17 protein-coding genes are annotated in these 21,624 nt (G+C 74.3%); 2 read left to right on the top strand and 15 right to left on the bottom strand.

Annotation, left to right across the window (positions count from 1 at the left end):
• Window positions 1–38 precede the first annotated feature (38 nt).
• From WME95_RS49575 to WME95_RS49525, 11 genes are all read right to left on the bottom strand, one after another.
• Window positions 39–1,388: an ABC transporter permease gene (locus WME95_RS49575; RefSeq protein ID WP_437906137.1), complete on the bottom strand. Its 1,350-nt coding sequence runs from the start codon at window positions 1,386–1,388 to the stop codon at window positions 39–41.
• Window positions 1,385–2,347, bottom strand: a complete 963-nt coding sequence (locus WME95_RS49570; protein ID WP_437906136.1) for an ABC transporter ATP-binding protein — start codon at window positions 2,345–2,347, stop codon at window positions 1,385–1,387. The genes WME95_RS49575 and WME95_RS49570 overlap by 4 nt, the downstream gene beginning before the upstream one ends.
• A complete protein-coding gene (locus WME95_RS49565; RefSeq protein WP_437906135.1) occupies window positions 2,344–3,732 on the bottom strand; it encodes a TfuA-like protein in 1,389 nt (462 codons plus the stop codon). Before WME95_RS49565 ends, WME95_RS49570 begins: the two co-directional genes overlap by 4 nt.
• Window positions 3,729–5,018, bottom strand: coding sequence for a YcaO-like family protein (locus WME95_RS49560; protein WP_437906134.1), 1,290 nt, complete (start codon window positions 5,016–5,018; stop codon window positions 3,729–3,731). The genes WME95_RS49565 and WME95_RS49560 overlap by 4 nt, the downstream gene beginning before the upstream one ends.
• Window positions 5,019–5,073: 55 nt before the next feature.
• The gene (locus WME95_RS49555; protein ID WP_437906133.1) at window positions 5,074–7,683 is read right to left on the bottom strand and encodes a thiopeptide-type bacteriocin biosynthesis protein; all 2,610 of its coding nucleotides are present in this window, start codon (window positions 7,681–7,683) and stop codon (window positions 5,074–5,076) included.
• Complete coding sequence (locus WME95_RS49550; RefSeq protein WP_437906132.1) at window positions 7,680–10,211, bottom strand: lantibiotic dehydratase; 2,532 nt, start codon at window positions 10,209–10,211, stop codon at window positions 7,680–7,682. The genes WME95_RS49555 and WME95_RS49550 overlap by 4 nt, the downstream gene beginning before the upstream one ends.
• Window positions 10,208–10,987, bottom strand: a complete 780-nt coding sequence (locus WME95_RS49545; protein WP_437906131.1) for a nitroreductase family protein — start codon at window positions 10,985–10,987, stop codon at window positions 10,208–10,210. Before WME95_RS49545 ends, WME95_RS49550 begins: the two co-directional genes overlap by 4 nt.
• Window positions 10,974–12,779, bottom strand: coding sequence for a SagB family peptide dehydrogenase (locus WME95_RS49540; protein WP_437906130.1), 1,806 nt, complete (start codon window positions 12,777–12,779; stop codon window positions 10,974–10,976). The genes WME95_RS49545 and WME95_RS49540 overlap by 14 nt, the downstream gene beginning before the upstream one ends.
• Window positions 12,776–13,516 (bottom strand): hypothetical protein, encoded by a 741-nt coding sequence (locus WME95_RS49535; RefSeq protein ID WP_437906129.1) that lies wholly within the window; start codon window positions 13,514–13,516, stop codon window positions 12,776–12,778. Before WME95_RS49535 ends, WME95_RS49540 begins: the two co-directional genes overlap by 4 nt.
• Window positions 13,494–14,810: a YcaO-like family protein gene (locus tag WME95_RS49530; protein WP_437906128.1), complete on the bottom strand. Its 1,317-nt coding sequence runs from the start codon at window positions 14,808–14,810 to the stop codon at window positions 13,494–13,496. Before WME95_RS49530 ends, WME95_RS49535 begins: the two co-directional genes overlap by 23 nt.
• An 88-nt stretch (window positions 14,811–14,898) precedes the next feature.
• Complete coding sequence (locus tag WME95_RS49525; RefSeq protein ID WP_437906127.1) at window positions 14,899–15,255, bottom strand: hypothetical protein; 357 nt, start codon at window positions 15,253–15,255, stop codon at window positions 14,899–14,901.
• A gap of 430 nt (window positions 15,256–15,685) precedes the next feature.
• Here WME95_RS49525 and WME95_RS49520 point away from each other — a divergent pair, with 430 nt between their 5' ends.
• Window positions 15,686–17,746 (top strand): hypothetical protein, encoded by a 2,061-nt coding sequence (locus tag WME95_RS49520; RefSeq protein WP_437906126.1) that lies wholly within the window; start codon window positions 15,686–15,688, stop codon window positions 17,744–17,746.
• 41 nt (window positions 17,747–17,787) lie between these two features.
• Here WME95_RS49520 and WME95_RS49515 read toward each other — a convergent pair whose 3' ends face one another.
• From WME95_RS49515 to WME95_RS49500, 4 genes are read right to left on the bottom strand one after another with little or no spacing between them, the layout of a single operon-like run.
• Window positions 17,788–18,954 carry an NADH-quinone oxidoreductase subunit D gene (locus tag WME95_RS49515; RefSeq protein ID WP_437906125.1) on the bottom strand — a complete coding sequence of 389 codons (1,167 nt, stop codon included), beginning with the start codon at window positions 18,952–18,954 and terminating at the stop codon, window positions 17,788–17,790.
• Window positions 18,951–19,499 carry an NADH-quinone oxidoreductase subunit C gene (locus WME95_RS49510; protein WP_437906124.1) on the bottom strand — a complete coding sequence of 183 codons (549 nt, stop codon included), beginning with the start codon at window positions 19,497–19,499 and terminating at the stop codon, window positions 18,951–18,953. The genes WME95_RS49515 and WME95_RS49510 overlap by 4 nt, the downstream gene beginning before the upstream one ends.
• Window positions 19,500–19,535: 36 nt before the next feature.
• Window positions 19,536–20,084, bottom strand: a complete 549-nt coding sequence (gene nuoB / locus WME95_RS49505) for an NADH-quinone oxidoreductase subunit NuoB (RefSeq protein ID WP_012241670.1) — start codon at window positions 20,082–20,084, stop codon at window positions 19,536–19,538.
• On the bottom strand, window positions 20,081–20,593 hold the full coding sequence (locus WME95_RS49500; protein WP_437547962.1) for an NADH-quinone oxidoreductase subunit A: 513 nt from the start codon (window positions 20,591–20,593) through the stop codon (window positions 20,081–20,083). Before WME95_RS49500 ends, nuoB begins: the two co-directional genes overlap by 4 nt.
• 169 nt (window positions 20,594–20,762) lie before the next feature.
• On the opposite strand from WME95_RS49500, the gene WME95_RS49495 reads away from it, so the two are divergent.
• The gene (locus tag WME95_RS49495; RefSeq protein ID WP_437906123.1) at window positions 20,763–21,587 is read left to right on the top strand and encodes an undecaprenyl-diphosphate phosphatase; all 825 of its coding nucleotides are present in this window, start codon (window positions 20,763–20,765) and stop codon (window positions 21,585–21,587) included.
• Window positions 21,588–21,624 lie beyond the last annotated feature (37 nt).

Genomic DNA, 21,624 nt, shown 5'->3' with positions numbered 1-21,624 from the left:
CCGCGCGTCCGGACAGCCGATCGCGCCGTCGGCCCGCGTCACCCGGCGCGGGCCCAGCGCCAGAGCTCGCGGAGGGTCGGCGTCGATCCATGGGAGAGGACGCCTATCCGGAAGATCCTTGCGGCGACCCAGATGAAGAGCAGCACGGTCGCGCCTGTGCCGCCGATGGCGACGAGGATCTGCCAGAGCGGCGGGTCGGAGACGAGGACCCGGACGAACATCACCATCGGGGCGTAGATCGGGATCATCGAGAGCACGACGGCGAGCGTCGAGCCGGGGTGACCGGCGATCACCACGAGGAAAAACGGCGGCGCGGAGAGCGCCATCGAGATCGGGCTCATCAGCTGCTGCGCGGCCTTCTCGGAGCTCGCGGCCGCGCCCCCGACGGCATAGACAGCCACGTTCACGAGGTATCCAAGGACGAAGAACACGACGAAGTACACGGCGACCATGGGGCGAAGCAGGGTCTCGGCGTCGATGAGGCGCGGCCCTCCCAGCGCGCCTATCGCGACGCCCGCGACAGCCGCCATCCCGAGCCACACGACGATCTGCGTGAGGCCGGCGGCGGCGAGGCCGAGGATCCTCCCGGACAGGAGCTCGAACGGGGTCACCGAGGAGAGGAGGATCTCCATGATCCGGTCCGACTTCTCCTGCACGATGCGGCGCAAGATCTCGCGACCATTCAAGAGGATCGCGACGAAGAGCAGGCCGCCGAAGCCGAAGGCGACGAGCAGGTCGAGGTCTCCGCCGGGGCCCCCGGGGCCGCTCGAGGAGAGAGGCGCCGAGTCGAACGCAGGGGGCGACAGGAGGCCCTCTATCTCGGCGGCGTCGCGGCCGCGCGCCGTCCACCGCGCCACGGCGACGCCGCGCGCCACCACCGCCGCGGCGTGCTCGACGGCATCGAGGTCAGCCCCCTTCGCGTACAGCGCGCCCCGCGCGCCGGGGTCCTCGAGCATCGCGGGCGGGAGCACCACCACGCCGTCCACGGCGTGCCCTCCCGTCTCGACGCCCGCCCTGGCGTCGTCGAGCAGCGCCGCGACGGTCGCGCTCGTGGCGGCGGCGTCCCCGGGGGCCACGTAGGTGAGCCGCAGCCGGGCGGCCCTCGGGAGCACGGCGCTGCCCATCGCGGCGCCGAGCGACCTCGTGGAGGACCGCGCCGACGCCTCCTCGGCCAGGCTCGCGGAGGCGGCCTCCACGACCCCGCGGAGCCGGCCTGTCCCGTCGACCACGACGACCGAGCGATCTCCGGCGCCGACGGCGACGAGGAGCGCAGGGAGCAGGCCCACCGCCGCGAAGAGGACCGGCAGGAGGAGCGTCGTGAGGGCGAAGGACGCGGTCTTCACCGAGGCGACGTACTCACGCTTCAGCACGACGAGGACGCGGCTCATGACGCCTCCAGCGCCACTTCGCGACCCGCGCGCGCCCTGTGGGCGAGCGGCGGCGGGGCGCCCTCGCCGACGACGCGAGAGAAGATCTCGCCGAGCGACGGCGACGAGACCTCGAACCGCCGCACCTGGAGGCGCGAGAGCGCGGCCGAGAGCGCCCGCTGCGCGTCGCCGGCGTCGCGCAGCACGAGCTCCGCCGCGCCGGGCTCGATCCGCGCGCTCACCACGCCGTCGACGCCGAGGAGGAAGGTCCCGTCGCCGTCGAACTCGATCCGCGCTGTGTTGCCGGCGAAGGACGCCTTCACCTCGCCGACGGGCCCCTCCAGGACGACGCGCCCCCGATCGACGACGACCACGTGGTCGGCCAGGCTCTCGGCGAGCGGCATGACGTGGGTCGAGAGCAAGAGGGTCTTTCCGGCGGCGCGGAGCTCCCCGAAGAGCCGCTTCACGAGCACGGCGTTGACGGGATCGAGGCCCGACATCGGCTCGTCGAGGACGAGGATCTCCGGGTCGTGGACGAGCGCGCCGCAGAGCTGCACCTTCTGCTGGTTGCCCTTCGACAGCGTCTCGATCCTCGCGCGCGCGACGTGCTCGAGCTCGAGCGACCGGAGGAGCCGCGCGGCGCTCTCGCGCGCGCGGCGCGGGCGGACGCCCTTGAGCTCGCCGAGGAAGGCCAGGTGCTCGGCGACCGGCATCTGCTTGTACAGGCCTCGCTCCTCCGGGAGGTAGCCGACGCGATCGCGGATCGCGACGCTGTCGCTCCTGCCCCCGAGCACCTCGACCGCGCCCTCGTCGGGGAGGAGGATGCCTGTCACGAGGCGCATCGTCGTCGTCTTCCCGGCGCCGTTCCGGCCGAGGAGGGCTGTGGCGCCGCCGCGCCGCACCTCGAACGACACGGCGTCGACGGCCCGCCGCGACGCGAAGACCTTCGTCGCCCCGCGGAGCGAGATCGCGGGCGTCATCGGCGCTCCGGCGCCGAGGCGCTCGCGGCGCGGCGATAACACACCTCGCGCAGCGCCACGCGCTTGAACTCGTCCGCGTCGGCGAAGCCGGCGGAGCGCAGCGCGCCCGCCGGATCGGGCGGCACGGGCGTGCCAAGGCATCGCTCGAAATACCACCGGATCAGGTCGCCTTCGACCATCCCGGCGTCGGAGAAGGCGGGGTTCGACAGGCCGAGCTCGGCGAGGCGCTGCTGCTTGTCGCGGGCCCGGGAGAGCAGCTCCGCGTACTCGCCGGAGACCGAGAGGTGGTCGCGGACGTGGCCTTGCGCGACCTCGTCGACCGCCTTCTCGACCCAGCCGATGAGCGCCTCGTCGCGGAGCAGCCGCGTCAGCTCGCCCCAGCCGACGCTGAACCGACCCATCCACGCCTTCACGTCGTCCGGCTCGTAGAGCCGCCGCTCGCGGCGGAAGGCGTCGGACGCCCGCTCCAGCGCGGCGTTGTCCACGGTGAGCCCGCGCCGCTCGGCCTCCTGCAGCGCGAGGTACCGGAGCATGGCGCCGCGCTTCGCCCGGCCGTAAGCCGCCGCGTCGAGGCGGAGCTCGTCCAGGATGCTGTCGAGGGCGACTGTCTCATACGGCGACGGGTCGCCGGCGCTCGGGCGCTCCGCGGCGACCATCTCGCCGGCGGCCTGCTCGGCGCGGCACCAGAACTCGGTGACCTCGAACCTGTACGTGACGGTCTTCAGCGAGAAGCCTGCCTCGGCGCGCGCGCGGAGGTGCCGGAGCAGCGCGATCGCGTCGTCGCGCTTCTGGTTGACGCGCCCCTTCGGCAGGAAGTCGCGCAGCGACGTGAGCTCGCTTTGCGGGACGCCGTGGCGGGACGCGGCCTCGAGGATCACGGGATAGACGCGGTCGGGATAGTAAAGAGACTTTGCGACCGCCGTGAGCGCGTCGCGCGTGGCGGCGGTGATCACGCCCGCGGCCGCCGCGGCGTCGAACGTCCTGCGGATATTGACCATCGCCTCGGAGCCGGCGCGAAAGCCGCTGTCCGCGGGGCCGTGGACGACGGCCACCTCGTCGTCGTCCTCGAGGAGGCCGTCGCGGTACGCCTCGAAGATGGCGCCCACGCCTTCCATGCCGAAGGCCGAGAGCTCGGCGGCGCGCAGCGCCCCCATGCTGGAGCTCCCGAAGACGTGGATGCCCTGCGCCATCGCGAAGAGGATCTCCTTGTGCCAGACCGCCGGGACCCGCTCGAAGTAGCCGTCGATGATCGCGATGGCGCTCGGGCGCTTCGCGCATGCCCGGTAGACGTCGCCCTGCGAGACCGGCGGCAGATAGGTGGCGTCGAGCTCCGCCCGCGCGGCCTCGAGCGAGAGGGTCGGACCGACAAAGACGATGATGCTCATACGATCTCCTTCAGGCTCGCCGCGCTCCCGCTCCGGCGCTCGAGCGCGCGGCGGAACCGGCGGCCAGGGATGTAGTTGGGGAACGAGTGGATCCCCTCGAGCCCGGGAATCACGATCTTGACGACGGGGATGCCGAACTCCGGCTTCGTGAGATCGAAGGCGACGACGCTGTCGATCCCGACCGCGCGCAGCCGCTCGAGCTGCCAGGCGACGTCGTCCTCGAACGTCTCGCCCGCGAACGTCGGGCCTGCGGAGAACGGGCGCTCTCCGCGCGCCGTCAGCAGCCGGCGGAGGTGCCGGACCTGATCGGGGCTCCGGTGGCGGTCGTACTCGGTCCGGAGGAGATCGTCGCGCGCGCCCGAGATGACCGTCAGCCGGGTCTGCGCGGCCTCGGTGAGGGCGCGCAGCAGCGCGACGGCGCGAGACGGGTGGCAGCCTTGCCCGCCGGAGCCGTGGAGCGCCCGGACGGCGTCCTCCGTCCGCTCGGCGATCAGACACTCGTACGAGGGGATACCGACGTCGGAGGTGGTCTCCCACGCGCCGACGGCGATCCCGGCGGCAGAGAATCGCGCGAGCACCTCGCGGCAGCCGGGATCATCGATGCTGTCGAGATCGAGCCGCCTCGCGTCCCGCTCCTCGTCGGTGAGCGCCCCCCACACGGCCGTGGCGTCGCGCTCGACCACCTCGCAGATACCGTAGCTCACCGCCTCGAGGATCCCGTTCCCCGACGAGAGCCCGTTGGTCGAGCAGCAGAAGATACCCGGGTTGACGCGGCCCGTGGCGGTGGCGTTGACGTGCACGAGCTCGTAGGGGACCCACACCGGGGCGCCGCGCATGAGGTCGTAGCCCTCGGCCCACAGGAGCGGGGTGTCCTCGTCGAGCGGCACGCTCGAGGTCCGCGGCAGCGCGGAGACGTCGGCTATCGCGTGGGAGCGCCGGAGCTCGCGCGAGGAGCCGAGGAGCAGCGGCCGGACGATGTTCTCGCCGTGATAGGCCTCGATCGACTCCATCAGCCCCGAGACCTTCGCCGCCGCGAGCGTCAGCCCCTTTCCCTGGCTGACCGAGAGAGAGCGCGAGTTCGGGCGGCAGACGACGACGACCGGTATCCCGATCGCGTCGAGCCCCGTGACGTTGGCGATCCGCGTGATCCCCATCGCCGGCATGAAGCCCTTGATCCGATCCAGGGTCTCCTCGGGCGAGGCCGCGCGGTGGGTGCCGTTCATGAAGCGCTTCTTCTCGGGGCCCGAGAGCCCCGGCATGGGCGGAAGCTTGGTCTGAGTCTCCACGATGCTTCTCCTTCGCTCTGCGCCGATGGCGGGCGCGGCTCGAGTTCGTTCTCGTTCAAGTGCTCTGCAAACCGAGGACCACCGGCCTGTCGCGGCGGCCGTCGCCGCGGCAGGCGTCGCGCCGCGCGCGGGCGATGGCCGTGACGAGCCGCCGCTCCTCCGGCGGGACGCCCGGGGTGAGCTCCGCGGCGCGCGCGAGCGCGGCCGCCCTGCCTGCGTCGTCCTCCGCGGAGGCGGCGACGTCGGCCTCGAGGTGCGCCGCGGCGAGCGCGAGCAGGGGCGCGCTCCGCGGGGCGGCCCCCCCGAGCGCGGCGAGGCGCGCGCGCAGGCGATCGAGGTGCGCCCCCGCCGCACCGGCCTCCCCCCGCGCGAGGGCCGACTCGGCGCGCGCGTAGAGCACGGCGAGCTCGCCGTAGGGCGAGCGCCACACGCGGGCGCGCGCCGGCCGCGCGCCGTCGAGCCACGCGCGGACCGGGGCCGCGTCGCGGCGCGCGAGGCCGAGCGAGATCGCGTTCTGCGCGGCGAGCGACGCGAGGTCGAAGAGGCCGATCCACGCCGCGTGACAGGCCGCGATCTCGAAGAGCGCCGCCGCCTCGGCGAGCTCGCCCGCGGCCGCGACGCTGCTCGCGAGGCGCACGCGCACCATGAGGGCGCGGCGGAAATCGGCGAGCTGCTCGGCGAAGGCGAGCGCCCGGCGCTGGTGCGCGAGGCCGCGCTCGTGCTCGCCGCTGGCCGCGTGCGCGGCGCCGCGCCACGCGTGCGCGGCGGCGAGGCACTGCGGCGGCGCGTCGCCGCGCGGCGCGGCGAGCAGGGCGTCGAGCCGCGCCTCGTGCTCGGCGCGGCGCTCGTCGGTCGCGCACGCGAGCGCGGCGTCGAGCTCCGCCCAGCAGCGCTCCGCGGCGGACGCGCCGGGCGCGAAGCGCTGCGGGGCGACCTCGTCCCGGAGCGCGTCGAGCGCGGCGGTCTCACCCAGGTTGTGGAGCGCGGCGAGGAGGACGCGCCGCGCGAGCGCGCGGCGGCGCTCCGGGAGGCCGAGGCGGAGCGCCGCCTCCGCCGCCTGCCGCGCGAGGGCGGGGCGCGACATGCGGAGCATCGTCCTCGCGAGCGCCACGAGCGCGTCGGCCCGCGCCTCGGGCGAGAGGCCGGGCGACGCCAGGGCGTCGCCGAGGATCGCGGCGGCCTCGTGCAGCGCGCCGGCGCGGCAGAACGCTTCGCCCCGCGCGACCATCGCGGGCCCCGGCGTCACGGCGGGGGCGGCCGCTTCGCCTTCGGGCGCGGGCGCGGCCGCGACGCGGAGGAGCCCCGGCCCCTCCTCGATCTCGGCCACGATCGCGGCCCACCCGGGGCTCGGGCGCCCGCTCGCGGTGATGACGAGGGCGAGCGGCTCCGTCTCCAGGGCGCGCGCGAGGAACGCGACGGCGTGCTGCGTGTCGGCGTCGGCGCCGTCGACGTCGCGGAGGACGAGCACCGTGGGCTCGAGCGTGTGCTCCGCGAGGAAGGCGCGGAGCGCCTCGGCCACGGAAGCCGGGTCGGGCGGCAGCGGGCACTCCGGCGCGTCGTGCGCGGCCTCGATGCGGCCGAGGGCAGCGAGGAGCGCGCCGCCCGCCGGGTGGGCGTCCGCGAGGGCGCGCAGCAGCGCGAAGGGCGCGGACATCCCGCCGGCGGGCGCGGCGGGCGCGATGAACCGGAGGCCGTCGCGGCGGGCTGCGTCGCGGAGCGCGTCGAGCGCGGCGTTTTCGCCAGGGTCGAGGAGCGCGGTGACGGGCCGGCGCTGCTCGGCCGCGCGGGCGAGGCGCTGCCACGCCTCGCCCGGCGAGGCGCCCGGCGGGCGAGCCCGCGGCGGCTCGCGCGGGGCGCCTGCCTCGGCGAGCGCGTCGGCCACCCACACCTCGAAGGCGAGCGTGAGCCCGAGGCGGTTGTGGAACGTGTGGGCGAGGTTGGTCACGACGGTCGCCAGCGGCATGCCGAGCGCTCCGCGCCGCGACGCCTCGGCGAGCTCGGGCAGGTCTGCGTCGAACGCGGTGAGGAGCGCGCGCTCGCCGTCGACGAGCTCGCCGAGCGCGGCGAGCCCCTCTCCCCGCACGAGCGCGCGCACCAGCGCGATCGACTCGGCGTCCGGCGCTGCGCAGACGAGCTCCATGCCCGAGATCGCGCGGGCGAACGTGCGCCAGTGCCGCGCGTACCCCGCGAGGAACGACCGCCGCGCGTCGCCCGCGATGCCCGCGCGCGCGAGCAGCGCGTCGAGCGCGCAGGCCGCGACGAGGGCGCGCGCCCGCGGTCGCCCCGCCGTCTTCCGGATGCAGCCGAGCGCGAACCTGCTCGACGCGAAGAACTGCCGCTCCGCGATCTCCATCCCCGCGGGCCCTCCGTGCTTCTCGAGCTCCGGCTCGTACGCGGCGGCCTCCGCGCGCGACACGGCGGCGCAGCACGCCGCCGCGGCGTCCACGCGCGCCGCCACGTCGACGGGGTCGTGCCCGGGCGCCACGCGCGCGCGCAGCCGCAGGTGGTCGCCTCCCTCGGCGTACCGGAGGAAGAAGAAGCGATCGATCGCGCCGCGCTGCTCGAGCTCGGACACGAGCGGATCGATGAGCCCGAGGAGGAGCGCGTCGGTCCCCTCGCCCTCGAGGCCCCGATCGTGGAACAGCTTCCGGTAGATCCAGCTCATCGCGCGCTCCTCTCGCCGTCGATCTCGACAAGCAGCTCCGCCGCGTGCGGCCTCCCGTCGAGGCGCAGCCACGACGCCTCGGGCTCGGGCAGGAGCTCGGTGAAGACGAGGTACCCGTCGCCGGGACCGCCGAGCAGGCGAGCCAGCCCGATCAGCGTGAACGGGCTCTCCCAGTCGACGTACATGTTCGTCTCGGTGAAGCCGTAGCCGGCCACCTCCCGCCCGACGTACCGGGCGAACCCCCGGCTCGGGAGATCGAGCTCGCGCCGCAGGCGCGCGATCGCGCGGAAGTACGACGCATACGGCTGCTTCGGCTCCTTGCGCGGGATCGCGCTCACCGGGATCGCCCACCGCGCGCGCTCCACCACGACGCGACCGACCGTGAGGCGCGGGCGCCGCGGGGCCAGCGCGACGCCCCGGGCCAGATCGAGGCGATCGAGCACGTTGTAGAGGTCCGCGCGCTCCGCCACCGTGTCGTCGCGGAGCCGCGGCGAGAGCGCGCGGAGCAGGAAGTGCGGATCGGGCAGCGCGGCGTCCCGCAGGAAGCCGAGGTGGATCGGCTCGATCTCGCGGCCGAGGCGCCGCGATCGCAGCCGGAGCTCGACCGCCGCCGCGTCGAAGCGGAGGGAGAGATCGCGGAGCGGCAGGACCTTGTCGCCGGGCGCGCTCGGCTCCCACGGGAGCTCGAGCGCCCACGCCGTGAGGCGCGGGTGCACCTGGAAGTTGAGGCCGAGCGTGGGCGAGAGCTCGACGGGCAGCGGACCGTCCTGCTGCGCCAGGCGGCGGCGGATCGCCTCGAGGGCCTCGGGGGCGCGCCCCTCGGCGTCCACGAGGTAGCGCGACAGGTACTTCGCGCGCCCGGCCTGCGCGCCGTTGAGCACGACGCGCGGCGCTCCGCCGTCGCGCGGGCAGGGAGGCGCGATCTGGAGGAAGAGCGCCATCGACGACGGCGCGTCCGGGGCGGCGAGCCCCTCGAAGAGGCCTGGATCGAGGCGCACGACGTCGCCCGTCGCCGCGGCGGCGACGCGGCCGAGCTCCGCGTCGATCCAGCGGATCGGCTCGGACGCGCCGCGGATGACCGCGACGCGCCGCGGGTCCTCGAGGATCTCGGTCACGAAGCCGCCGACGTCGTCGCACACGCCGTCACGACCGAACCGCTCGATGAACGCCGCGCAGAGCCGGCGGTGCGCGGCCCCGCAGGCGCTCGCGCGCACGAAGCGCACGACCGGCTCGAGCGCCTCGGCGAGGGCCCCGCGTGGGACAGGGAGCTCCGCGCCGAAGGCGCCGTCCACCATGACATCCTCGAGCAAGGCCGAGCGCCCAGGGCCGCGGCCGAGCTCGACGGCGAGGCGCGCGCGGGTCTCGACGCCGGCGGTCGCGTAGTCCTCGAGGCGCCGCGCGACCGAGCGGAGCTCGTCCGGCGCGCCCGCGCACCCCATCTCACCCAGGGCGTCTGCCGCGGCGCGCAGCCCCGCAGGGGTCGGCCCCATCGGGACGCTCGCCGGCTCGAGCATGCCCGCCTCGACGAGCTGCTCGAGCACGTCGCGGCACGCTCGCTCGTCGGCGTCGTCCGACGCGAGCGCCCGGGCGGCGTCCTCGATCGTGCGCCCCTCGGCGCCCTCGACGAGACGGGCGACGGCGGGCGTCCACCCGAGCGACATCAGCTCGCCCGACCCGGCGCGCGAGAACACGACCGACGGCGCGGCGCCCGCCACGAAGCGCCGGAGCGGGTTCATCCGGAGCGGCAGGCGCGCGCGTGCGTGGGCGTGAGCCGCCGGCTGAGAGGACATCGCGCGCGCGACGAGCTCCCCGGCGTGCGCGAGCGCGAGCTGCGGGAGGCTGCGCCACCGCGCTTCCTCGGCCGTGGGAGGCGCGCTGCAGACGCCTTCGGGCGACGCGGAGAGGTCGAGCAGCGCGACGCCCGCGAACCCCGCGAACGGCGTCGTGCGCGCCGTGGCGCGGAAGACGTAACGCGCGATCGTGGCCTCGCGGATCTGCTGCGCCGAGGTGAGCGGCGCGCCGCTCGGGATCTCCGCGAGCTTCTGCGCCGTGGTATGATGGTCGGCGCTCGAGAGCAGGATCCCCCCGAGCAGGCGCGAGCTCCCGAGCGTCCTCCGGAAGCGCTCCGACGCCGCGATCCACTCCGCGGCGAACGTCGCCTCGTAGCGCTCCTCCAGCGCGGCGCACCGGGCCGCGCGCGCGTCGACGAGCGCGAGCGCGGCGCGCGCCCCTTCCGGCGGCGCGGTCCTCGCGCCCTCGAGCGCGCCGGCCGCCACGGCCTTTCCATTGAACAGCCGCCGCTTCACCTCGAGCGCCGCGCGGCGCAGCGCCTCGTCGTCGCACCCGCGCACGACGTCGAACATGCGCGCCGCCGCGTCCGCCCGCGCGGCCGCGAGCTCGAGCTCGGCCACGGCGAGCTCGCGTTCGACCGCGGGGCTCTCGCGGAGCCGGAGCCCGGCGAGCGCGTCGGCCGGCATCCCCGCGACGCGCAGCGCGCCCCACGGCGCGATCTGGAGCCCGCGGCTCATCGCGGCTGCCCTCCGCGAGGCGCCTCTCGGGGCGTCGGCTGGCGGGGCCCTCCGACGGCGAACGCGAAGAACGCGGTATGATCGCGGCCGTCGAGCCCGAGGACCTCGTCGACGACCGCGGGGGCGAAGCCGCCGGTCGCCGTGTAGGTGAGCCCGAGCGTCTCCGCGACGAGGTAAAGGCGATCGGTGAGCCACCCCGCCGCGAACGCCGCGCCCCGGTAGCCGCGATCGCCGAACGCCACGAGCCACCGCCCGATCGGGACCACCAGGAAGAGCACCGCCGCGCCCATGGCGTGCTCGCGCTGCAGGATCGCGGTCTCGGCCATCCACGCGCGCGGCGCCGGGCCGATCGGCGCGAGGCGGTGCTCGCCGCGGTCGTAGCGGTGCGCGCCGGGCGGGACACCGTCGACGTCGAAGACCACCGGAAACAGCAGCGGATCGAGCGTCGCGTCCGCGAGCCCCGCCGGCCGCGCCGCGGCGGCCGCGAGCAGCGTCCCGAGCGTCGCCGCGTCGATCGCCCCCGCCGAGAGCCTCCCGCTCCGCCGCGCGGCGATGACCGACGCGAGCGAGCGCTGGACCGGCTCGAGCGCGCGCGGCGCGGGCAGCGAGAGGGCGCGCTCCGCGTCCCCGGGCAGCGGCGACGGCGCGGGGAGCGCCGGCTCCGGCGACGGCCGCGTCTCGGGGTAGCGGCTCGCGACGACGAGCTCGGCGACCCCCCGCAGGGGCTGGGTCGCCGCGGCGAGCGTGGACGAGATCCTGTGATCAGCGAGAGACATCGCGGGCCTCCGTGGCTGCGCCCCTGAGCGCGATGAGGAGATGCGGTGCGAGATCGATGCCATCGACGCCGACAACGCGCGCGACGACCTCGTCGTCGAACGTCCAGACCGCCGTCGCCGCGAGGCCGAGCTCCTGGGCGAGGAGCTCCACGCGGTGGGCCATCAACCCGGCGTCGAGCAGCGCGTAGGTGTACCCGCGCGCGTAGTACTTGGAGCACGCCCGCGCGACCGAGCCGACGACGACGATCACGGCGCCCGCGGACTCCACGGCCGCGGCGTGCTCGGCGCTCCCGCCCGCCAGCGCGGCGCGCGCGAGGGCGCCCGAGGCCACGCCGGCGCGGAGCGGCGTGAGCGCGCGCGCGGCGAGCTCGAACCGGTGGACGCCCGCCGCGATCCCGGGGACCCGCGCCACGGCGACGTACGCCTCCGCCGAGCCGAGGTTCCCTGCCGACGCGGTGGTGCGACGCACGTGGGCCTCGCCCTCGGCGCGGCGCTCGACGCGCCCCCCGAAGCTCAGCTCGAGCAGCGCGGCGAGCGCGCCCGCGTCGAGCGTGCCCGTCGCGTCGCGCCGTCGCGACAGCGCGGCCCCCACCGGCGCGCCGAACGCGGCGCCGAGCGGCGTGGCGTTCGTCGCACCGGCGCCCTCCGGAGACCGCCGCGGCGACGGCGCGGCCGGCGTGCTTTGCAGCTTCCGCACCTCCGGGCTGATGTGCGCCTGCATCCCCGCGTGCTGGCCGATGTGCCACGGCTGGACGACCGTCGTGTTGTGGAACATCCGCGCCAGGCTCTCCGCGTGGCCGGACGGGAGCGTCGCCGTCCGCGGCGGCGCGTCGCCGCCGCAGAGCGGACAGCTGGGCAGCCTGGTCATGAAGGGGTGGAGCGCCGTCTCGCCGGCGCCGGGCCGCCACACCTCGACGTGCTCCAGCGGGGCCACCGCGAGCAGCCCGCTCGCGTGGAAGATCACGTGCTGCGCGACCCGGCTCACGAGCGCGCGCCCCCAGAGCGCGCGAAGAGCGCCGTCGTCGAGCGCCGGATCCGCCGCGGCAGCGCCGATCTGGAGCCGGACGCACGCCGGGCACGCGGACGCCCCGGGCATCGTGAGCGGCCCGATCGTCCACGTGCCGGGGTTCGCCGCGAGCATCGGGACGCGCGCCGCGATGCACGCGCGCGCCGCCGCCTCGAGCGCCTCCTGGTCGCCGATCACCACGGCCAGATCGACCTCGCCCTGCGCGAGCTCCCCGGCGCTCGCGGCGAGGCGGACGTCGGCGACGCCCGCCTCGCGGAGCATCGTCACGAGCATCCCCGCGAGCGACGCGTCGCCGTCCCCCAGGGCGCGCACGCGCGCGCCTTCGAGCGCCCGCTGCGCTTCCCCCCGGCTGCGGTTGCGCCCGGTCCGGCGGAGGTACCTGCTGAAGAACGCGCGCTGCGCCCGGCGCGGCTCCTCGGCCTCGTCGGCCGCGGCGCCCTCGCCCTCCTCGAGCATGCCGTGCATGTGCATCAGGTGGATCGCGTCCCGCAGGTCGGAGGCGACCACGCCCGGAAACGCGGCCTCGACGTCGCCGACGGTGCGCGTCCCGTCGAGCAGCGGCACGAGGTTCTCCATCACCCACGGGAGCGACGCCCCCTGGATGATCTGCGCCTCGCCGCCGAGGACGTGGAGCTCTCCGCCCGGGAGCGTCACGCGGAGGAGATCCTCGACGAAGCGCGGGCGCTCCGGGCAGCGGAGCTCCCAGTAAAGCTCGGCGAAGCGGCTGAGATCGCGGGCCTCGTAGGCATCATCGGACGGGCTCATCGGTCACCTCCCACGCCGGACGATCCGGCGATCGCGAGCGGGTGCTCGGCGAAGTACCCCGCGAGCGACGCCCCCCGCCCCGCCGCGTGCTCGCCGGCGGCGCACCGCCCGCACAGCCCGACCCGGGCGAAGCGCCGCGCGCGGAGCGCGCCCGACGTGACGTCGCACTCCCAGAAGCGCCCCATGCGCGCGGCTCCGGCGCGGGGCGGCTCCGGCGCGCCGCGCTCCCTGGAGAGCGCGAGCGCCTCCGCGGCGAGCAGCGCCGCGGCCTGCTCGGTGACGGCCGCGAGCTCGCCCTGGAACCAGGGGCCAGGGTCGCCCGAGGCCCCGAGCGCCTCGAGGGCGTCGTGCGCCTCGAGGTCCAGCGCGACCGAGCGCACGCGCCGCGAGAAGCAGGCGAAGCACGGCGTGCGGCCTGGGATGATCGACGGCCCGATCCGGAGCTCGTGCGCGAGCAGCGTGCCGGACGTCCAGGCGACCTGCGCCGCGAACGCCGCCGCGTCGAGCGCGAGCGCCGCCGCGGGCCGGGGGCGATCGGTCGCGAGGACGATCACCGCGTCGGGCAGCGCCTCCGGCGCGCCCGTGCCCAGCGCCGACGTCGTGACCCGCGCCCCCGCGCCGGTCAGGAGCTCCGCGCAGCGGGCGCCGAGCTCTCCGTCACGGAGGACGTGCACCGCGGGCGCGCCGGCGGCGCGCTCCGAGGCCGGGCTCTCCTCAGGCGAACGGGATCGGATCATCGGTGATCGACTCCTCTGTGCGAGCGCCGTACCCGAGCCTCTCCGGCGCGTCGTACAGGCGGGGGTGCGCGAGGTACCGCGCGTGGTGGGTGAAGCTGATGGGCAGGAGCTCGGGCACGATCACCTTCACGACGACGATCCCGAAGTCGCGGACCTCGGGCATCGTCACGTCGACGGCGACCACCTCCATGCCGAGCGCCGCGAGCCGCGCGACGATCGCCGCGAGCGGGTCGTCGCCCTCGATCGGGCGGGGGAAGGCGGTCGCGACCGGCGCCTCGCGCGTGGCGAACGCGAACCGCGCGGGGCCGTCCGGTCCCGCGTAGAGGCGCCCGAACGACTCGGGTGTCTGATCGGCGTCGGTGAAGAACGACGCCCGGGTGACCGGCGGCGCGGGCTCGCTCAGCGCCACCCGCAGGCTCCCCACCTCCTCGAGGACGCGCGCCGCCGCGGCCTCGCCGTCGGGGCGGCAGGCCGCCATCGCGATCGCGTGCGGCGCGCCGTGCGCGCACGTCTGCACGGCGCCGATCACGGGGACGCCGACGTCGGTCGTGAGATCGAGCAGCGCCGTCTCCGTGCCCGCGGCCTCGGCGCTGCGGAGGAGCGCCGCGACGAGCGGGCTCCGCGCGCTCCCGGGCGCGATGCGCGGCATCCGGAGCTGGTGCAGCCAGAACAGCGCGAGGCTGTCGCGCTCGATCACCTCGCACAGGCCGGAGAGGATCGCCTGCCGGAAGCTCGCGCCCGCCGCGAACCCCGTCGAGAGCGGGAAGAGCGCGTGCTCGCGGATCGGCAGCGGCAACCCCATGTACGTCGCCGTGAGCGGCACCCAGATCGGGCGCCCGTGGGTGAGCGAGAAGCCGCGCACCCAGAGCTCGTCGCGATCCGGATCGGGCTCGCGCAGGCGGAAGGCCGACGGCGCGCGGGCCCGCTCGCGCGCAGAGCAGCGCGGCAGCCGCGCGGGGTCGAGCGCGCGATCGCCGAGCGAGCGCGGCGTTGCGCGCAGCACCCCCTCGGTCGGGTACATGACGCCGCAGTAGCGCTCCAGGGCCTCGCAGACGGCCCGGATCTGGGCGGTGGTCTCGTCGACGGCCGTGCCGGAGCCCGTGAGCGACCCGAGCTTCGAGCCCGTGCGGGACGGGCCCGGGTGGAGCGCCGCGGGCCTGCCGAGGAACGCGGTGAAGCCGTGCATCTGCCCCTCGAAGCCGGGGGGAAAAATGAAGCGCCGAACACGGCGGATGATCCCGCAGCGCTCGTCGATGAGCGGCGCGAGGCGATCGATGAGCGAGATCTCCGACATGACGGCGGCTCCTTGAACGGGGCAGGCGGCGCCCCGGGAGCCCGGACGCGCGACGCGCGTCCGGGCCGCCCGGGGTGCGCCTACGGGTTCACTTCTTGTCGGCGCCGAGCTCGACGCCCTTGGCGATCGCGGCCGAGACGAGGGCGTCCTGGCCCATGACGTCGAGCGCCTTGTCGTGCATGCGGATGACGCTCTCGAGCTGCCCCTCGTCGAGGCTGTCGAAGGACGAGTTCGACGCGACCTCGATCGAGCTGATCGAGGAGAAGCACCCGCTCGTACAGGCGGAGCTCAGCGGGGCGGCCTGGAGCGTCTCGTTGCTCTTCTCGCTGATCTTCTTGAGGGTGAGCTCGAGACGCTGCACGCCGGCCTTCGTGTCGACGACGTCGGTCGCGCCGGCGGTCGTCTGCGTCTCGAACATCGACTCGGTATTCTGGATGGTGAGCATGGCAATCTCCTTACAGACGTTGACTACGTATCGACGCGCGCGGTCGCTCGCGAGGATTCGCGAACGACCGCGCGCGCCCTCTCGGATGCGCTCCGAAGAGTCCTTGAGGCCCAAGGCGGCATGTCGCCTTTGACACCCCGTGAGCGTCGGACAGCGAGCGTGCCTTCCGGCGCCGCTCCAGCCCTGAAGCTCGCGTTCCTTCGTTCCTTCACGTCAAAGCAACGCGCATGCCGCGGGGCCCGAGCTCACGACCGCAGCCCGGGACCGGCGGAGCGCCGGCCAGGGCGCGGGCGGCATCCCCACGATGCGGCCCTCGATGCGCAACTACGCGCCCAAGTGAGCAAGGTTTCGCTCAACATGCGCAGGCGGGTCTCCGAGGGCGCCTCGGGGACGAGGAGCGCGTATCGTTCCCGCGAGGCACCGAAGCACCATGCGTCTAGACCGGCTCGCCCTCTCTCTCCTGCAGATCGCGCTGCTCGCGGCGTGCGTGCAGCGCCTCGACCCGGTCGGCGGCCCGGGGACGGACGCCGGGCCCACGTTCCCGTGCCCACCGGGCGCGGTGGAGACCGGCGCGGGCTGCGAGCCGGCGGGGGTCCCGCCCGGGCGGTGCGGGAGCGGCTTCACGCCCGACGGAGCGCAGGGCTGCGTGCCCGTGCTGCCGGCGGAGGCGGGCCCGCCAGGGCAGATGGCCGTCCCCGGCGAGGCGGCGTGGCGCGAGGTCGCTCCGTGCGGGGCGGGCCCGTGGGGCGGCGCGCCGATCGAAGAGACGACCGAGTTCGTCGACGCGGCCTACGCCGGGGCGGACAGCGACGGCACGGAGGCCAGACCGTGGACGACGATCCAGGACGCGATCGACCGCGCGGCCGAGGGCGCCCTGATCGCGATCGCGGAGGGCAGCTACGTCGAAGAGCTGCTGATCTCAGGGCAGCCCGTGCGGCTCTGGGGCCGGTGCCCCGCGCGCGTCGAGATCGTCGGGCCGCCCTCGGCGATCGCCGTCCAGATCGAGAGGGGCGCGAGCGCCACGGAGATCCACGATCTCGCGATCCGCGGGCAGGGCATGGGTCTCGGCGTGGCGAACGCGCGCGATGTCCTTGTCGAGCGGGTCTGGATCCACGACACCAACGATGTCGGCGTCCTCGCCGCAAGCCTGGGCTCCGAAACGAGCCTGACCGTGCGCGGGGCGCTCGTGGAGCACACAACGGGCGCGGGCATGGTCGTGGCGGACGCCGCCGTGACGCTGGAGGGCACGGTCCTGCGCGATATCGATCTCGCCACCGGGGACCGGGGGCACCCGTTCTACGGCCATGCGATAGCGATGCAGGTCGAGTCGTTCGAGCGCCGCGCGAGCGTGACGGCGCGATCCGTCGTTATCGAGCGCGTCGGGGGGCTCGGGTTCAGGTTCTCCGGGGCGGACGGCGTCGTCGAGGACAGCGTCGTCCGCGACGTCGCCTGGCTCGCGGCGGAGCTGCCGGGCACAGGGCTCACGGCGACCCATATCCCGGACTTCGATCCGGGGACCCTCACGGTCCGGGGCAGCGTCCTGGAGCGGAATCACACCGCCGCCATCGCGATGATCGGCGCCGAGGCGACCATCGAGGCGACGGTCGTGCGCGACACGGGTCTGGTGCTGACGGAGGGTGATCCGGGCCACGGCATGGGCCTCTACACCGAGCCGAGCCGCGTCGACGGCCGCCCCGCCCTCGTGGCGCTGCGGCACGTCCTTGTCGAGCGGAGCCGCGAGAGGGGGGTCGTCATCAACGGCTCCGACGTCGAGATCGATGGCCTCCTCGTGCGGGAGATCCTCCCCGGCGCGCCCGACTACGGCGCGGGGATCGAGATCGCGCACGATCAACGGCGCTCGAGCGCCCAGGTGCGCGGCAGCGCGGTGGAAGGCAGTTACGGGATGGGGATCGCCGTCTTCGGGGCCGACGCGACCCTGGACTCGACCGTGGTGCGCGACACGAGGCCGCTGCCGTCGAACGAGGAAGTCGGCCGGGGCGTCAATGTCCAGTCGCTGCCCGATCTCGGCGAGCGCGCGAGCGCTCACCTGCGCAATGTCCTTATCGAGTCGAGCAGGGACGGCGGCCTCTTCCTCAGCGACTCGGACGCGACAGTCGACGCGACGACGATCACGGACACCCTGGGGCGCACGCTCGACGGCGGGGACGGCTACGGCTACGGCATCATCGCCTACAACAACGAGACGGGCCAGGCGGAGGCCCTCGTCCGGGACAGCGTGATCGAGCGGAGCACCGCGGCCGGCATCTACAACGTCGGCGCGACGGTGCGGCTCGCGTCGACGACCTTCACGTGCGAGCCGCTCGACCTCGTGAGGTACGTCGATGAGCGCTCCCCGGCGGTCTACGAGGATCTGGGCGGGAACGTCTGTGGCTGCGATGGCCGCACCGTCGCCTGCAAGGCGGAGCCGACGCGCCTCGAGCCCCCCCGCGCGCTGCCGCCGCCCCCGCCGCTGCCCGCAAGCGAGGACTGAGACAGCCATTCGCCGGCTACCACCTCGAGCCCCTCGCCCGCTCACCTGTCGATCTCGGGCGCCACGACGTCGAAGCTCGCGATGAGCGCCACGAGGTCGGCCAGGAACAGCCCGGGGCTCTTGGCCTCGATCATCGCCATCGCGGTGAAGCTCCCTGTCCGGAAGCGCGCCCGGTACGCCTCCTCCGCGCCACGCCCGATGACGTAACAGCCCATGTCGCCGCGGGCGCTCTCGATGCGAGCGTACGCCTCCCCGTCGGGCCGCATCTTCTTCGGCAGCTTGCCCAGGATGTCGTCCTCGGGGTGCTCGTCGATCTTGTCGAGCGCCTGGCGGAGGATCTTCGCCGACTCGCGGCACTCCTCGACACGGACGTAGAACCGGTCCCAGCAGTCTCCCACGGTCCCGTAGCGCCCGCGGCCCACGGGGACGTCGAACTCGAGCTCGGGGTAGACCGAATACGCGTCCTCCTTGCGGAGATCCCATTTCACGCCGGACCCGCGCAGGTTGGGGCCGACGAGCCCCCAGTCCTTCGCCTCCTCGGCCGTGACCACGGCGACGTTGGCGAGGCGCTTGATGAAGATGTCGTTCAGGCTGATGAGCCGGTCGAACTCGACCATGATCGGCTCGAAGCGGTCGAGCCAGTGCCTCACCTTGTCGGCCCACCCCTTCGGCATGTCGAACGACACGCCGCCGATGCGGTGGTAATTGAAGGTGAGCCGCGCGCCGCACAGCTCCTCGATGAAGTCGTTGATGTACTCCCGCTCTCGCAGCGCCCACGGGAACGGCGTGACCGCGCCGACGTCCATCGCCATCGCGCCGAGCGCGATCATGTGGCTCCCGATCCGGTTGAGCTCACAGGAGATGACGCGGAGGTACTGCGCCCGCTTCGGCACCTCGATGCCCATCAGCTTCTCGCAGGCGCTCGCCCAGGCCTCGTTGGCGAACATCGCGGCGATGTAGTCGACGCGATCCGTGTACGGCATGAAGCCGCTGTACGTGCAGCGCTCGCCGATCTTCTCGATGCTCCGGTGCAGGTAGCCGACGTCCGGCACCGCCTTCCGGATGATCTCGCCGTCCGTCGAGATGATGAAGCGGAGCACGCCGTGGGTCGACGGGTGATGAGGCCCCATGTTGAGGGTCATCTCGTCTTCCATCTCGGCGCCCGGCGCCGCGCCCCCGCGATCGACGCTGAAGATGACCTGGCTCATGACGCCTCCGCGTCCTTCTTCGGGAGCTTGATCTTGAAGAGCTCGACGGGGTTCGGCCGCTGCGTCGGGATGCCGCGGTACTCGGCCTTCTCCTGCCAGTCCTTGCGCAGCGGGTGCCCCTCCCAGTCGTCGGGCAGGAGCAGGCGGCGGAGATCCGGGTGCCCCTCGAAGCGCACGCCGAGCAGGTCGAAGCACTCCCGCTCCTGCCAGTTGGCCGCCGACCACACGTCGACGAGCGTCGACACGGCGGGGCTCTCCCGGTCGAGGAACACCTTCAGGACGACCCGGTGCTTCTTCGCGTACGAGTAGATGTGATAGACGACGACGATCTTCTTGAGATCGGGATAGTCGACCCCGGTGATGCACTCCAGGTAATCGAAATCGAGCTCCGGCGCCTCGCGCAGGAGCCGGCACACGGCCTCGAGCTTCGCGGGCGCGACCTGGAGCCAGGCGTCGCGATCCTTCGGGGACACGGGGTGGAAGTCGAAGACCGCGTCTTCGCCGAGCTTCGCCTGGAGCGCCTGGAAGATCTCTTCGGGTGACATGGGGGTACGGGAGGTGTCGAGTCGAGAGGAGGGGGCTCAGCCGCCCGTCGCGCCGCGGCGGCCGAGGGCCCGCTCGCTCTTGATCTTCTCCTGGATCTTGAGGAGCCCTTCGAGCAGCGCCTCGGGGCGCGGGGGGCAGCCGGGCACGTAGACGTCGACCGGGATGATCTGATCCACGCCCTTGCAGACCGAGTAGGCGTACTGGAAGAGGCCCCCGCAGTTCGAGCAGCTGCCCATCGAGATGACGAAGCGCGGCTCCGACATCTGGTCATAGAGGCGCTTCACGCGGGTCGCCATCTTGTAGGTCAGCGTCCCCGCGATGATGAACAGGTCGCTCGACCGGGGGCTCGGCCGCGGCGCGGCCCCGAAGCGCTCGAGATCGCCGCGGGGGCCGCCGGTCTGCATGAGCTCGATGGCGCAGCAGGCCAGGCCGAAGAGCATGTACCAGACGCTGTTCGACCGGCCCCAGTTGAGCAGCCAGTTGACGGTCTGATCGACGCTCGTCGTGATGACGCCGCCGCCGTCGCTCTCGTACTTCGCTTCCCACCCGCGGGGCGGGGCCATCAGGTTCAGGTTCGATGTCATGACTCCGCACCTCCCTCGGCGGCCGCCGCCTGACCCGGGAGGCCCGCCGGCGCGCCTTCGCCCGCGCCCGCGAGCGGCGCGCGCGGTCGAGCCCGGCTGCTCACGTTCTGAGCCCCGCGCGGATCCCCCTTGATGGAGCGGATCCAGTTGAAATCGCCCTTCACCCAGACATAGGCGAAGCCGAGCATCAGGATGGCCACGAAGAGGAAGATCTCGATCAGCGCGAAGAGCCCGTTGCCCTGGTCCACCCAGCGCTTGAACACGGCCGCGACCGGGTAGATGAACGCTATCTCGACGTCGAAGATGATGTAGACGAGCGCGATGATGTAAAACCGCGGGTTGAAGTTGAACCATGCGGGCCCGACAGGCGCTTCGCCGCACTCGTACGTCTCGACCTTCTCGGCGTACATGTTGTTGGGGCGCAGCAGCCTCCCGAACAGCAGAGAGCCGAGCATGAAGCCGATCGCCACCAGAAAGAACGCGGCAACGCTGGCGTAGGCCATCAACATCGGGCGGAACCTCGCTCGGCTCGCCCCCCTCGTTTCAGGCGAGAGGGGTCGGATCCAGGGGTGGTTATGTAGGTGAAAAGCTGAACCGCGGCAAGCCAGCAGACCCTGGCCTCGCCGGCGCTGCTGCTCGGGATCGACAGGACGCGCCGAGCTGGGATATCGCTCGGATGTGGGTCTCGTTGACGTGACGGTGCTCGCGGCCGTGCAGGGGGCGGCGCAGGCGCTGCCCATCTCGGCGACCGGGCATGGCGCGGCGGCCCGGCTCTGGCTCCGCGCGGCCGACGGCGACGCCTGGATCGCCGCCGCGCAGGCGCTCGCGACGGCGGCGGCGCTCGCGCTCGCCGTGCGGCAGCGGCTCCTCCGCGCGCTCGGCGAGGGCGCCCGGGCGCTCGCGAGGCCGTCGCTCTTCAGCTCGTCGCCGCCGGCGCGCGACGCCGCGGGGCTCGCGCTGGGCGCCGCCGTCAGCCTGCTCGTCGCGGCGGCGCTCCGTCCGTACGTCGCGCCGTGGCGGGACGCGCCGCTCGCGGTGGGGCTCGGCCTGCTCGCCACCGGCGCGGCCCTCGCGAGCACAGCGCTCGCGCCGCGGCGGGACGGCCGCGACGAGACCGACGCGCCGTCGATCGTCGGGGCGCTCGCGGCCGGCGCGGCGCACGGGGTCGCGGCGCTGCCCGGCGCGTCGCGGGTCGGGGCCGCGCTCGTCGTGCTGCTCTGGCTCGGCGTCCGGCCCGCGCGCGCCGTCGAGCTCGCGCTCGCGCTGAGCCTCCCCGCGCTGCTCGTCTCGGCGCTCGCCGAGGCGCGCGCGTTCCACGGCCCGGCGCCAGGGGCGAGCGCCGTGGCGCTCGGCCTCCTCGCCGCCTTCGTGAGCGCCGCCGCGGCGGCCTCCGCGCTCCGAGCCCTCGCCGAGCGGCGGCGCGTCGGCGCGCTCTCGCTGTGGGTCGTCCCCCTCGGCCTCGCGATGGTGGCCTACGCGCGCGCGCTGCCCGGTCTCGCCTGAGCGCCCCTCGGCGGCCGCACCGCAACCGTGCGACCCT

It is taken from the genome of Sorangium sp. So ce327, from assembly GCF_051530205.1.
GTDB classification, from domain to species: Bacteria; Myxococcota_A; Polyangia; order Polyangiales; family Polyangiaceae; genus Sorangium; species Sorangium cellulosum_B.
The sequence above is the reverse complement of the archived record's forward strand: the minus strand, read 5'-3'. Positions and strand labels throughout refer to the sequence as shown.